This window comes from Pseudomonas sp. NY15463, assembly GCF_048068415.1.
GTDB classification, from domain to species: Bacteria; Pseudomonadota; Gammaproteobacteria; order Pseudomonadales; family Pseudomonadaceae; genus Aquipseudomonas; species Aquipseudomonas mosselii_C.
In genome coordinates this window covers 318,393-331,119 of the sequence record NZ_JBLUQD010000002.1, presented here as the reverse complement: position 1 = coordinate 331,119, position 12,727 = coordinate 318,393, and the positions used below count along the sequence as shown (strand labels likewise).

The 12,727-nt window shown below is 63.2% G+C and carries 13 protein-coding genes; 9 read left to right on the top strand and 4 right to left on the bottom strand.

Annotation, left to right across the window (positions count from 1 at the left end):
- Positions 1-238 precede the first annotated feature (238 nt).
- The 7 genes from prfB (at position 239) to ACNFIC_RS05710 (ending at position 7,055) form a co-directional block, all read left to right on the top strand.
- Positions 239-1,334, top strand: a protein-coding gene (prfB, locus tag ACNFIC_RS05740; RefSeq protein WP_138218663.1) for a peptide chain release factor 2 whose coding sequence is annotated in 2 segments (ribosomal slippage) — positions 239-310 and positions 312-1,334 — 1,095 coding nt in all. Because the reading frame shifts where the segments join, the coding sequence is not laid out codon by codon here.
- 93 nt (positions 1,335-1,427) lie between these two features.
- Entirely contained in the window at positions 1,428-2,930 is a 1,503-nt protein-coding gene (gene lysS / locus ACNFIC_RS05735; protein ID WP_138218661.1) for a lysine--tRNA ligase, read from the top strand.
- A 185-nt stretch (positions 2,931-3,115) separates the two neighbouring features.
- Positions 3,116-3,820 carry a TetR/AcrR family transcriptional regulator gene (locus ACNFIC_RS05730; RefSeq protein ID WP_138218659.1) on the top strand — a complete coding sequence of 235 codons (705 nt, stop codon included), beginning with the start codon at positions 3,116-3,118 and terminating at the stop codon, positions 3,818-3,820.
- A gap of 26 nt (positions 3,821-3,846) precedes the next feature.
- Positions 3,847-4,395: a hypothetical protein gene (locus ACNFIC_RS05725; RefSeq protein WP_138218657.1), complete on the top strand. Its 549-nt coding sequence runs from the start codon at positions 3,847-3,849 to the stop codon at positions 4,393-4,395.
- 164 nt (positions 4,396-4,559) lie between these two features.
- On the top strand, positions 4,560-5,837 hold the full coding sequence (locus tag ACNFIC_RS05720; RefSeq protein ID WP_138218655.1) for a flavohemoglobin expression-modulating QEGLA motif protein: 1,278 nt from the start codon (positions 4,560-4,562) through the stop codon (positions 5,835-5,837).
- Positions 5,809-6,732, top strand: coding sequence for an alpha/beta hydrolase (locus ACNFIC_RS05715; RefSeq protein ID WP_138218653.1), 924 nt, complete (start codon positions 5,809-5,811; stop codon positions 6,730-6,732). Before ACNFIC_RS05720 ends, ACNFIC_RS05715 begins: the two co-directional genes overlap by 29 nt.
- Entirely contained in the window at positions 6,729-7,055 is a 327-nt protein-coding gene (locus tag ACNFIC_RS05710) for a hypothetical protein (RefSeq protein ID WP_138218651.1), read from the top strand. Before ACNFIC_RS05715 ends, ACNFIC_RS05710 begins: the two co-directional genes overlap by 4 nt.
- A gap of 116 nt (positions 7,056-7,171) precedes the next feature.
- Here the strand turns inward: ACNFIC_RS05710 and ACNFIC_RS05705 are convergent, their stop codons facing one another.
- From ACNFIC_RS05705 to ACNFIC_RS05690, 4 genes are read right to left on the bottom strand one after another with little or no spacing between them, the layout of a single operon-like run.
- On the bottom strand, positions 7,172-7,960 hold the full coding sequence (locus ACNFIC_RS05705) for an OmpA family protein (RefSeq protein ID WP_138218649.1): 789 nt from the start codon (positions 7,958-7,960) through the stop codon (positions 7,172-7,174).
- Between the two features lie 48 nt (positions 7,961-8,008).
- A complete protein-coding gene (locus ACNFIC_RS05700; RefSeq protein WP_138218647.1) occupies positions 8,009-8,422 on the bottom strand; it encodes a DUF4398 domain-containing protein in 414 nt (137 codons plus the stop codon).
- Between the two features lie 56 nt (positions 8,423-8,478).
- Positions 8,479-8,667, bottom strand: coding sequence for a hypothetical protein (locus ACNFIC_RS05695; protein ID WP_138218645.1), 189 nt, complete (start codon positions 8,665-8,667; stop codon positions 8,479-8,481).
- A gap of 21 nt (positions 8,668-8,688) precedes the next feature.
- Positions 8,689-9,033: a pilin assembly protein gene (locus ACNFIC_RS05690; protein WP_138218643.1), complete on the bottom strand. Its 345-nt coding sequence runs from the start codon at positions 9,031-9,033 to the stop codon at positions 8,689-8,691.
- Between the two features lie 144 nt (positions 9,034-9,177).
- On the opposite strand from ACNFIC_RS05690, the gene ppc reads away from it, so the two are divergent.
- Positions 9,178-11,805: a phosphoenolpyruvate carboxylase gene (gene ppc, locus ACNFIC_RS05685; RefSeq protein WP_416780271.1), complete on the top strand. Its 2,628-nt coding sequence runs from the start codon at positions 9,178-9,180 to the stop codon at positions 11,803-11,805.
- 259 nt (positions 11,806-12,064) lie between these two features.
- Positions 12,065-12,715, top strand: a complete 651-nt coding sequence (adk, locus tag ACNFIC_RS05680; RefSeq protein ID WP_028691565.1) for an adenylate kinase — start codon at positions 12,065-12,067, stop codon at positions 12,713-12,715.
- Positions 12,716-12,727 lie beyond the last annotated feature (12 nt).

Genomic DNA, 12,727 nt, shown 5'->3' with positions numbered 1-12,727 from the left:
GGCCTTGTGCCGCGCAGCGGCCCCGGTGGTTTTGCAGGATGCCGAGGTCCTGGGGCCGCTTAGCGCCCCTTTCCGGCCGGTCCGGCGCCCCGGCAAGGCCGCTCCAGGGGCCGCGTAATCCTTCAGATGGTTGTTCATGCAAAGGCCATGCAGCTCCTGCCCGGCGGGTCTGCCGCCATGCTCAAGACTCGGTTATACTCGCGGGCTTTTCACCGAATTCTTGCGAGTAGCCCGCCCCATGGAAATCCAACCGATCCTGAACACCATCAAGGACCTCACCGAACGCTCCCAGTCCATTCGGGGGTATCTTTGACTACGATCACAAGCATGATCGTCTGGTCGAAGTAAACCGCGAACTCGAAGACCCGAACGTCTGGAACAAGCCCGAGTACGCCCAGGCCCTGGGCCGCGAGCGTGCCATGCTGGCCCAGGTGGTCGAGACCCTCGACAAGCTGTCCAACGGCTTGGTCGACTGCAAGGACCTGCTCGACATGGCCGTCGAGGAAGGTGATGAAGGCGCTGTCAGCGATGTCGTGACCGAGCTGGAAGGGCTTGAGGAATCCCTCGCCCTGCTCGAGTTCCGTCGCATGTTCAGCGGCGAGATGGACATGAACAACGCCTACCTGGACATCCAGGCAGGTTCCGGCGGCACCGAGGCGCAGGACTGGGCCAACATCCTGCTGCGCATGTACCTGCGCTGGGCTGACAAGCGCGGTTTCGATGCCACCATCATCGAGTTGTCCGAAGGCGAAGTCGCCGGTATCAAGGGTGCCACCGTGCACATCAAGGGCGAATACGCCTTCGGCTGGCTGCGTACCGAGATCGGCGTGCACCGCCTAGTGCGCAAGAGCCCGTTCGACTCCGGCGCGCGTCGCCATACGTCGTTCTCGGCGGTGTTCGTCTCGCCTGAAATCGACGACAAGGTCGAGATCGAGATCAACCCTTCGGACCTGCGCATCGACACCTACCGCTCCTCGGGCGCTGGTGGCCAGCACGTCAACACCACCGACTCGGCGGTGCGTATCACTCACGTGCCGACCAACACCGTGGTGGCGTGCCAGAACGAACGCTCCCAGCACGCCAACAAGGACACCGCCATGAAAATGCTGCGGGCCAAGTTGTACGAGCTGGAAATGCAGAAGCGCAACGCTGCCTCCCAGGCCTTGGAAGACAGCAAGTCGGACATCGGCTGGGGCCACCAGATCCGCTCCTACGTGCTCGACGACTCGCGCATCAAGGACCTGCGTACCGGCGTCGAGCGCAGCGACTGCCAGAAGGTTCTGGACGGCGACCTCGACCAGTACCTGGAAGCGAGCCTCAAGCAGGGGCTGTAAGCATCCAAGCGGCGGCAGGCCCATGCTATCGGGCTTGCCCCGCGATCCCTCACCCGCGTGGGGCAACGAACACCTGATGGAAAGAATGACGACATGAGCGACCTCAAGACCGAATCGCAAGACCTGCAACAGGAAGAAAACGCCCTGATCGCCCTGCGCAAGGAAAAACTTGCTGCCGAGCGCGCCAAGGGTAATGCCTTCCCCAACGACTTCCGTCGCGACAGCTACTGCAACGACCTGCAAAAGCAGTACGCGGACAAGACCAAGGAAGAGCTGGAAGCAGCCGCGATCCCGGTCAAGGTAGCTGGCCGCATCATGCTCAACCGTGGCTCGTTCATGGTCATCCAGGACATGACCGGTCGCATCCAGGTCTACGTCAACCGCAAGACCCTGCCAGAAGAAACCCTGGCGGCGGTCAAGACCTGGGACCTGGGCGATATCATCAGCGCCGAAGGCACCCTGGCCCGCTCCGGCAAGGGCGACCTGTACGTCGAAATGACCGACGTTCGCCTGCTGACCAAGTCGCTGCGCCCACTGCCGGACAAGCACCACGGCCTGACCGACACCGAGCAGCGCTATCGCCAGCGTTACGTCGACCTGATGGTCAACGAGGACACCCGCCATACCTTCCGGGTGCGTTCGCAGGTGATCTCGCACATCCGCAAGTTCCTGATCGAGCGTGACTTCCTCGAAGTCGAGACGCCGATGCTGCAAACCATCCCCGGCGGGGCTGCGGCCAAGCCGTTTGAAACCCACCACAACGCCCTGGACATGGCCATGTTCCTGCGTATCGCGCCGGAGCTGTACCTCAAGCGCCTGGTGGTCGGTGGCTTCGAAAAGGTCTTCGAGATCAACCGCAACTTCCGTAACGAAGGCGTCTCGACCCGTCACAACCCCGAGTTCACCATGCTCGAGTTCTACCAGGCGTACGCCGATTATCGCGACAACATGGACCTCACCGAGGAACTGTTCCGCGAGCTGGCGCAACTGGTGCTGGGCACCACCGACGTGCCGTACGGCGACAAGGTGTTCCACTTCGGCGAGCCGTTCGCGCGTCTGTCGGTGTTTGACTCGATCCTCAAGTACAACCCGGAGTTGACCGCTGCCGACCTGCAGGATGTCGAGCGTGCCCGTGAAATCGCCAAGAAGGCTGGCGCCAAGGTGCTTGGCCACGAAGGCCTGGGCAAGCTGCAGGTGATGATTTTCGAAGAGTTGGTCGAGCACAAGCTGGAGCAGCCGCACTTCATCACCGAGTACCCGTTCGAAGTCTCGCCACTGGCGCGCCGCAACGACGACAACCCGGCAGTGACCGACCGCTTCGAGCTGTTCATTGGCGGGCGCGAGATCGCCAACGCCTATTCCGAGCTGAACGACGCCGAGGATCAGGCCGAGCGCTTCCTGGCCCAGGTTGCCGAGAAAGACGCCGGTGATGATGAAGCGATGCACTACGACGCCGACTTCGTGCGTGCCCTGGAGTACGGCATGCCGCCGACCGCAGGCGAAGGCATTGGCATCGACCGTCTGGTGATGCTGTTGACCAACTCGCCGTCGATCCGCGATGTGATCCTGTTCCCGCACATGCGTCCACAGGCCTGAGTCGACTGGAAAAGCCGCCTTTCGAGGCGGCTTTTTCTTGCCTGTACACGTGTAGTGGCTGTGCCGGCCCTTCGCGGTCAAGGCCGCTCCGCATGGGCAATCTGCCACTGTGGGGGCGGACTTGCCCGCGAAGGGGCCGGTACAGGTCGAAAACTGACCATGAGGTAATCAGAGTGACACCTGCAATGGCCCAACAAGGCGCCGCTGGCATCGCTACCGCCGTCGCCGAAAGCGTGCAATACCAGGGTCGCAAGACCGCCCGCCAAGGCAGCGAGCAGCGCCGCCAGCAGATCCTCGACGCTGCCATGCGCATTGTCGTGCGTGACGGGGTGCGCGGTGTGCGTCACCGTGCGGTAGCCGCCGAGGCCGGCGTGCCGCTGTCGGCGACCACCTACTATTTCAAGGACATCCAGGACCTGCTGGCCGACACCTTCGCCCAGTACGTCGAGCGTAGCGCTGCCTACATGGCCAAGTTGTGGGCCAACACCGAAGGGGTGCTGCGCCAGTTGTTGGCCCAGGGCGATGGCACCCCGCAGGCCCGCGTGCGGCTGGCGGACGAAGTGGCGCGCATGACCGCCGACTACGTTATCCGCCAGCTCAACAACCGTCGTGATTTCCTCATGGCCGAACAGGGCTTCCGTCAGGAAGCGCTGTTGTGCCCGCGCCTGGCCGAACTGGTCTGCGCCCACGAGCAGATCCTGCTGCATGGCGCACGGCAGATGCTTCAGGTGGTCGGCTCGCGCCAGCCCGAGCAGGATGCCCAGATGTTGACGGCGATCATCGAGCAGATGGAATATCAGGGCCTGCTCAAGGCTGCCGATGCGCAGGCCGATGAGCAGATGCTCGCTATTCTTGTCCGATACCTGCAGATGGTGCTGGCTTCGGCCTGACGCGAACGATTTTCAAGGAGAACCTGATGAAAGCCTGGCGTGTGGTGTTGTTGACCTTGTCATTCCTCTTGCTGGGCGGTTGTCTGGTGACCTTTAACGAGCCGCTTCCGGCCAACCAGGCGGCGCCCAAGGCCTTGCTCGGCAAATGGAGCAGCAAGGACGCCTGGGGCGAGCCACTGAAGCTTGCGATCAGCCGCAGCGGTGCCGATGCCTACAAGGCGGTGGCCACGGCCAAGGGCAAGGCGCCGCAAGAGTATGTGTTCACCGTCGCGCGCCATGGCAACCGCTGGTACTTGTCTGCCGGCGTGCCCAAGCGCCTGGGCGGCAACTTCCTGATCGGCGGTTTCGATATCGTCGATGGCAACGAGCTGGTGCTCTACAACCTCGATGTCGAGCAGGTGCAGCAGGCCGTCGAGAAGAAAGAACTGAGCGGTCGCACGACCCAGGTACCAGAAGACAACGAGGAAGGCGTGTTGATCGACAGCCCGTCGGCGCGGGTGCTGGCTTATCTGGACGACCCGGCCAACTCTGATCTGTTCGTCGAAGTGGCGCGTTTTCAACGATCCGGTAAGTAGGTAGTCACCTGTGGTGGCCTCTTCGCGGGCAAGCCCACCCCCCCCCACAGGTATTGCGCTCGACTTGAAAGCATTTACGCTCCCTTTGGGAGCGGGCTTGCCTGCGAAGAGGCCGGTTCAGGCACAGCAAAGCTCGGTACTTTGCGCTAACAAGGAGTCCACCGGTGGACGAATACCAGCAGACCATACGTACCCTGTCTGATCGCATCGTCGCCGCGCAGACCCCGATCCGTGTGCTCGACGCGGTGAAGTGGGACGACAGCATTCGCCAGGGTTTTCTCCAGGCCAAGGGCAAGGAGCCACCAGCGATTGACCGGGCCTACTACCTGAACCGCCCGCTGTCGTTCGACTCCAGCGCGGTCAAGGCCGAGTTCCAGAGCATCGAGCGCGACATCACTCGCCAACTCGGCCAGTTCAACCCGGTCGGGCAGATCATGAAGCGCATGTGCAAGGAATACCGCATGGTGGTGCGTATGCTCGAAGCGCGCGGCACCGAAGATTTCGGGCTGATCTCCCAGGAGCTCTACGGCGCTGCCTCCGATGCCTTTCACGCCGGCGACCCCACCTTGGCCGACTTGGGCCTGATGCTCTCGAACTACCTCGACAACATCGATGGCCGTGGCGACCTCAAGGACGAGCCGAAGAACCTCACGGCCAAGCAAGCCGTGGAGATTCTCCAGCGTCGCCTGAACAAGGTGTTCGGCGAGGCCGAGGAAACCATCCGGGTGTTCGAGTCTGACGGTATCGTGGCGGATGCGGCCGCTGGCGCTGACTACATCAAGGTGCGCGCCGATGCCATGTTCAACAGTCGCGATGTGCGTGCGCTGGAAGTGCACGAAGGCCTAGTGCATGTCGGCACCACCCTCAACGGCCTCAATCAGCCGATCTGCACGTTCCTGGCCAAGGGCCCACCCTCTTCGACGGTGACCCAGGAAGGCCTGGCGATCCTGATGGAGGTGATCGCCTTCGCCTCCTACCCCAGCCGCCTGCGCAAGCTGGCCAACCGTACCCGGGCCATCCACATGGTCGAGGAGGGCGCGGATTTCCTGCAGGTGTTCGACTTCTTCCGAGAGCAGGGCTTCGAGATGGCCCAGAGCTACAGTAATGCCAGTCGGGTGTTCCGTGGCTCGGTCCCCAATGGGCTGCCATTCACCAAGGACTTGTCCTACCTCAAGGGCTTCATCATGGTTTACAACTACATTCAGTTGGCCGTGAAGAAGGGCAAGCTGGAGCAGATCCCGTTGCTGTTCTGTGGCAAGACCACCCTGGAAGACATGCGCACGTTGCGCCAATTGGTCGAAGAAGGGTTGGTGGAACCACCCAAGTACCTGCCGGAGCAGTTCCGCGACCTTAACGCGTTGTCGGCCTGGATGTGCTTCTCCAACTTCCTCAACCACCTGAGCCTGGACCGTATTGAAGCCGACTACGCGAACATTCTCTGAGCGCTGCCGCTTACTGGCCCTGGGCATGCTGCTGCTGGGCCTTTGCGGTTGCAGCAGCCTGCTGTTCTTCCCCGAGCCTGGCCAGCCGTTTACCCCGGCGCGGGCCAAGCTTGAGTATCGCGACCTGACTCTCACCACGGCTGACGGCGTGCGTCTGAACGGCTGGTGGTTGCCGGCCAAAGCCGGTGTGCCGGTGAAGGGCACGGTGCTGCACCTGCACGGTAACGGGGGCAACCTGCCAGGCCATCTGGGCGGCAGCTACTGGCTGCCGGAGCAGGGCTGGCAGGTGTTGATGATCGACTACCGGGGCTACGGCCTGTCCGAGGGTAAACCGAGTCTGCCAGCGGTCTATGAGGATATTGCCGCAGCGATGGCCTGGCTCGAACGCGCGCCCGAAGTGCAGGGCAAGCCGCTGGTGTTGTTGGGGCAGAGCCTGGGCGGGGCGATGGCCATTCACTACCTGGCAGCCCATCCCGAGCAGCGCCAACGCTTCAGTGCGCTGGTCTTCGACGGTGTACCGGCGAGCTATCGGGCGGTAGGGCGCTATGCCCTGAGCACCGCCTGGCTGACCTGGCCGCTGCAAGTGCCGTTGTCGTGGCTGGTGCCTGACGCTGACAGCCCGATTCACGCCATCGAGCGGCTTGCAGGCCCGCCGAAGCTGTTCTTCCATAGCATCGACGACGCTTTGGTGCCGATGAGCAATGGCATCGTGTTGTACCAGCACGCACCACCGCCACGGGTGCTGCAACTGACCCGGGGCGGCCACGTGCAGACGTTCGCCGATCCGACCTGGCGCCAGGTGATGTTGCGCTTCCTGGACGATCCAAGCCACTTCAACGGCCTGCGCCGCTTGGCCGAAGTGCCCAATTACCCTGACGAGAACAATACGCAATGAGTGAAGAACGCAACGCCATCCCGCTGATCCTGACCGGTGTCGGCAGCATCATCGTGACGGTGGGGGCCCTCTGGTATTACGGCTACCTGCATTTCGCCAAGCCCGAAGACGCCCTGTTGTTGCAGGATTTCACCATGCTCAAGACCATCCCCGGCGAGGACTACAAGGTTTCCCTTGATCCGGCACTACAGGTGGCCCAGTGCATCGATGGCGTGTTGGTGATGTTCGACACCACGCAAAAGGGCCTGACCGGGGTGCTGGTGGATAACCGCAAGCGCGCGGTGCGCTGCATGGGGCAGGAGACGCCGCAGCAGGTGCAGTGAGGGCCCATCGCGGCACAAGGCCGCTCCTCCAATGTCCGCATAAATGACGCGGTCAGTGTAGGGGCGGCCTTGTGCTGCGAATGGGCTGCAAAGCAGCCCTAAAGCGGGTTGACGCGTTACTGCGCTTGGCTAACCGAGCGCGGCATCACCGGCTGGTTGTCGTTGGAGATGGTCACCTCCACCCGACGGTTCTGCGCGCGACCGGAGTTGCTGGTGTTGTCGGCGACCGGGTACTCCTTGCCGTAGCCCTGGGCGACGATACGTGCAGGGTCGACGCCAGCGCGGACCAGTGCCATGCGCACGGCGCCGGCACGACGCTCGGACAGGCTCTGGTTATAGTTGGCCGAACCGACGCTGTCGGTGTAACCCTCGACGATCACCTTGCGCTCAGGGTTTTCCTGCAGGAACTGGGCGAGCTTGGTGATGTTGGGGTAGGCGCTGCTTTTGAGTTCGGCTTTGTTGAAGTCGAACAGCACGTCACCGAAGGTCACCAGGGTGCCGCGCTCGGTCTGCTTGGCGTTGAGGCTTTCCTGGAGCTTCTTGATCTGCGCGTCGCGGGCGTCCAGCTTTGCTTGGGCGCGCTGGGCGGCCGAGTTCTTCAGGTCGGCTTCGGCAGTGCGCAGGGCGATGGTCTGTTTGGCCACCTCTACACGCTGGTTGGTCAGGTAGGCGAGCTGATCGACTTTCTTGCTGTCCTCACGCTCCATATAGGCTTTGTCGGCCTTGTTCAGCCAGTCCTGGGCGTCCTTGGTTTCGAGCGCGGCGACCTTGCTCGATTGCGGGTCGCTTTGCAGCGCCGAGAAGTTGCTGCGGGCCGACTCCAGGTTGGCGTTCGGATCGTGGGAGCAGGCAGCCAGGCCGACGCTCAGGGCCAACAGGGCGGGGATCATGACGTAGTTGCGCATGGTATTCATCCTTTGATTGCTAACGAAGGCTCAGGGGGCGTGGCAGGCTCACTCGGCGCTGCGCATGCCTTCCTCGCGAATGTCCTGCACGCCCTGGCGGGCATCCTGCAGGGCCTTCTGGGCCTTGGCGGCCTGCGCTTTGCGTTCGGCGACGCGAGCATCCCACTCGGCCTGTTCCGCGAGCATCCGCGCCTCGTCATACTTTTTGTCGTGCATGGCGATTTCCGCCTGCTTGAACTTGTCCTGGGCGGCTTTCATTTCCACCGCGGCGAACTCGGTGCCGCCCGCGCTGACAGCCGAATTGACTGCCGATTGGGTCACGGCGTACTGCTCGCTGGGTGGCTTGCCAGCGCAACCGGCCAGTACCAGGCTGCTGCCCAGGGCCAGTGCGGCCAGCTTGAGCCCGCGCAGGTGGCTGGAGGAGGGTTTTGCGATGCGGGTCTTCATGGTAGTCAACTCCATTGGGTCACTCCTGTTAACGACGATGGCAGAGCACATTCCATCGCTGTTTCCCTGTATCAAGGCGAGCGCTTCAGCGCCCGTTTTTGCAGGGTTTTGCCGTGATGGCTATGGGCTGTGACCGAGGCGTTTTTCCGATAGTTCAGAAAAATTCGCACGCTAAATGTTTTTTTTGCTGACTGATCGGTCAGCGCTTTGGCGGGGGAACTTTGGCGTACGCTGGCGGTATCGCGGGCCTTGTGTGGCAAGGCCCGCAGCCTGGGAAGGGGTCACTGGCGATCATCGTCCGGGGCACTACCGAGGGCGTGCAGGTGACGACGCGAAAGCGCCAGGAAGCGCGGGGTGGGGCCGATGTCCTCGTACAGCGGATCGCCTTCTTCGTCGGTGGCGATTACCTGCTGGCCCTTGACGTACGGGAAGCTCGCTTCCAGCTCCTCAAGGGCGGCGGCAACCAGTTCGCCGAGCAGCGCTTCGGCGCTGCGCTTGGGGTACATCTCGATCAACGCCGCCAGGCGCGCCTCGGCCTCCATGTCCAAGTGCAGCACATGGCCGGTAGGGCTCAGGCGTCCGGCGGCATTCTGTTCCCAGTGATGGGCGAGTTCGCGGATTTTCATGATGACCTCTGTCAAAGCCTCAAAGGTGGCAATGCTTCGGATAGGCACTGTTCACTTTAGTTGCTTTAGCAGCGTGTGGCTTGCCAGGCGCCATCGGCAGTGGGCACTCTTGGCGCATGCTGTTTCCTGGAGTGGAGAGGCCCGATGAGCGATATCGATCAGCGCTTGCGTGAGGATGTGCACCTTTTAGGAGAACTGCTGGGCGAAACCATCCGCCAGCAGCATGGACAGGCATTTCTCGACAAGATCGAGGCCATTCGCCACAGCGCCAAGGCCGATCGGCTGGTGGAGGGCGAGCAACTGAGTTCGACCCTCGACGGATTGGCCGAGGACGAACTGCTGCCGGTGGCGCGCGCGTTCAACCAGTTTCTCAACCTGGCCAACATCGCCGAGCAGTATCAGTTGATCCACCGTCGCGACCCTGACCAGCCCGAGCCCTTCGAGGCCAGGGTGCTGCCCGAGTTGCTGGCGCGGCTCAAGGCTGCCGGGCATGGCGATGACACTTTGGCCCGACAGGTGGCGCGTCTGGATATCCAGTTGGTGCTCACCGCTCACCCTACCGAGGTGGCACGCCGCACGCTCATCCAGAAATACGATGCCATCGCGGCGCAACTGGCGGCGCAGGATCACCGTGACCTGCTGCCCGCCGAACGCCAGCAGGTGCGCGAGCGCCTGCGCAGATTGATTGCCGAGGCCTGGCACACCGAGGAGATCCGCCGCACCCGGCCCACCCCGGTGGATGAAGCCAAGTGGGGCTTCGCGGTGATCGAGCATTCGCTGTGGCAGGCCATTCCCAGCCACTTGCGCAAGGTCGATGCGGCATTGTTCGAGGCCACCGGGCTGCGCTTGCCGCTGGAGGCCGCACCTGTGCGCTTTGCCTCTTGGATGGGCGGCGATCGTGATGGCAACCCGAATGTCACTGCCGTGGTGACGCGTGAGGTGCTGCTGCTGGCGCGCTGGATGGCTGCCGACCTGTTCCTGCGCGATATCGACGCCCTGGCGGCAGAGCTGTCGATGCAGGCGGCCAGCGCTGCCCTGCGCGAGCAGGTCGGCGACAGTGCCGAACCGTACCGCGCGCTGCTCAAGCAGTTGCGCGAGCGGCTGCGTGCCACCCGGGCCTGGGCGCATGCCTCGTTGGCCACCCCGCAACCGGCCAGCGCCGCCGTGCTGCACGACAACCGCGAACTGATCGCGCCGCTCGAGCTGTGCTACCAGTCGCTGCATGCCTGTGGCATGGGCGTGATCGCCGACGGTCCGTTGCTCGACTGCCTGCGCCGGGCGGTGACCTTCGGCCTGTTCTTGGTGCGTCTGGATGTACGCCAGGACTCGGCGCGCCATCGCGATGCGCTGTCGGAGATCACCGATTACCTGGGACTTGGGCGTTACGCCGACTGGGACGAGGAGCAGCGCATTGCCTTCTTGCAGGCTGAACTGAAGAACCGCCGGCCACTGCTGCCGGGGCATTTCAGGCCCCAGGCGGAAACCGCCGAGGTGCTTGCCACCTGCCGCGAGATCGCCGCCGCCCCAGCGGCCTCATTGGGCTCCTACGTGATCTCCATGGCGGGCGCCGCTTCCGACGTGCTGGCGGTGCAATTGCTGCTCAAAGAAGCCGGCCTGACCCGGCCGATGCGTGTGGTGCCGCTGTTCGAAACCCTGGCTGACCTGGACAATGCCGGCCCCGTGATGCAGCGGCTGCTGGGCCTGCCGGGTTACCGCGCAGGATTGCATGGCCCGCAGGAGGTGATGATCGGCTATTCCGACTCGGCCAAAGATGCGGGCACTACCGCAGCCGCCTGGGCCCAGTATCGGGCCCAGGAGAGTCTGGTGCGCATCTGCCGCGAGCATCAGGTCGAGCTGCTGTTGTTCCATGGCCGCGGCGGCACGGTCGGGCGTGGCGGTGGTCCGGCGCATGCGGCGATCCTGTCGCAGCCGCCAGGTTCGGTGGGCGGGCGTTTCCGCACGACTGAACAGGGCGAGATGATCCGCTTTAAGTTCGGCTTGCCGGGCATCGCCGAGCAGAACCTCAACCTGTACCTGGCCGCCGTGCTGGAAGCCACCTTGTTGCCCCCGCCGCCACCGCAGCCAGCCTGGCGTGCGCTGATGGACCAGTTGGCCGCCGATGGCGTGAAGGCCTACCGCGACGTGGTGCGCGAGAATCCCGACTTTGTCGAGTATTTCCGCCAGTCGACCCCTGAGCAGGAACTCGGTCGCCTGCCGCTGGGCAGTCGTCCAGCTAAGCGCAGGGCGGGCGGTATCGAGAGCCTACGGGCTATCCCGTGGATTTTCGGCTGGACCCAGACCCGCTTGATGCTGCCAGCCTGGCTGGGCTGGGAAACCGCGCTGAACAACGCGCTGGCGCGGGGGCAGGGCGAGTTACTGGCGCAGATGCGCGAACAGTGGCCGTTCTTCCGTACCCGCATCGACATGCTCGAAATGGTGTTGGCCAAGGCCGATGCGCAGATTGCCGAGGCCTACGACCAACGTCTAGTGCAACCGCAACTGCTGCCATTGGGGGTGCATCTGCGCGACCTATTGTCGCAGTCGTGCCAGGTCGTGCTGGGCCTGACCGGGCAGCCGGTGCTACTGGCGCACAGCCCCGAAACCCTCGAATTCATCCGTTTGCGCAACACTTACCTGGACCCGTTGCACCGCTTGCAAGCCGAGTTGCTGGCCCGCTCGCGCAGCCGCGAAGCCGCTCTGGATAGCCCATTGGAGCAGGCCTTGTTGGTGACCGTGGCGGGTATCGCGGCGGGGTTGCGCAACACCGGGTAAGTGGATGGCGCGCGGATGCCGCTAAGCCAGGCCGGTGCCAAGCCGAGGCTGTAGAAGGCATGGTTGCGCTGGGCGCAACCTGCCCACTGACGGGCTGCACCGGACCCTTGGCTGCCCCTTTGGGACGCTTGTCGGGGGGGCGGGCGCTGTGTATCTTGAGCAGCCCTCTGACCGATTTTGCGGTCTCGTCCGATTTTCCGGAGTTGGCCTTGTGCGCCGAATCCGTTGATTTACATAAAAAAATTATGAGGAGCACAAGATGCGCGTAATTCTGCTGGGAGCTCCCGGGGCCGGTAAAGGTACTCAGGCAAAGTTCATCACCGAAAAGTTCGGTATTCCACAGATCTCCACCGGTGACATGCTGCGTGCTGCCGTCAAGGCCGGCACCCCCCTGGGCCTGGAACTCAAGAAAGTCATGGATGCCGGTCAGCTGGTCTCCGATGAGTTGATCATCAGCCTGGTGAAGGAGCGCATCGCCCAGCCTGATTGCGCCAATGGCTGCCTGTTCGACGGTTTCCCGCGCACCATCCCGCAAGCTGAAGCCATGGTCGCCGCGGGTGTCGATATCGATGCGGTGGTCGAGATCGCCGTGGACGACGAAGAGATCGTCGGCCGCATGGCCGGCCGTCGTGTGCACCTGGCCTCGGGGCGTACCTACCACATCCAGTACAACCCGCCGAAAGTCGAAGGCAAGGACGACGTCACCGGCGAAGACCTGATCCAGCGCGACGATGACAAGGAAGAAACCGTACGCCATCGCCTGTCGGTCTACCACAGCCAGACCAAGCCGCTGGTGGACTTCTACCAGAAGTTGTCGGCCGCCAACGCCGGCAAGCCGAAGTACAGCCATATCGAAGGGGTAGGCTCGGTCGAGTCGATCACTGCCAAGGTGCTCGCAGCCCTGAGCTGATCTACCGGCACG

Coding starts and splice junctions, on each gene's coding strand:
- lysS (WP_138218661.1), top strand. CDS start 1,428: ATGAGCGACCTCAAGACCGAATCGCAAGACCTGCAACAGGAAGAAAAC.
- ACNFIC_RS05705 (WP_138218649.1), bottom strand. CDS start 7,960: ATGCGCAACTACGTCATGATCCCCGCCCTGTTGGCCCTGAGCGTCGGC.
- ACNFIC_RS05730 (WP_138218659.1), top strand. CDS start 3,116: ATGGCCCAACAAGGCGCCGCTGGCATCGCTACCGCCGTCGCCGAAAGC.
- ACNFIC_RS05725 (WP_138218657.1), top strand. CDS start 3,847: ATGAAAGCCTGGCGTGTGGTGTTGTTGACCTTGTCATTCCTCTTGCTG.
- adk (WP_028691565.1), top strand. CDS start 12,065: ATGCGCGTAATTCTGCTGGGAGCTCCCGGGGCCGGTAAAGGTACTCAG.
- ACNFIC_RS05700 (WP_138218647.1), bottom strand. CDS start 8,422: ATGGAGTTGACTACCATGAAGACCCGCATCGCAAAACCCTCCTCCAGC.
- ppc (WP_416780271.1), top strand. CDS start 9,178: ATGAGCGATATCGATCAGCGCTTGCGTGAGGATGTGCACCTTTTAGGA.
- ACNFIC_RS05690 (WP_138218643.1), bottom strand. CDS start 9,033: ATGAAAATCCGCGAACTCGCCCATCACTGGGAACAGAATGCCGCCGGA.
- ACNFIC_RS05710 (WP_138218651.1), top strand. CDS start 6,729: ATGAGTGAAGAACGCAACGCCATCCCGCTGATCCTGACCGGTGTCGGC.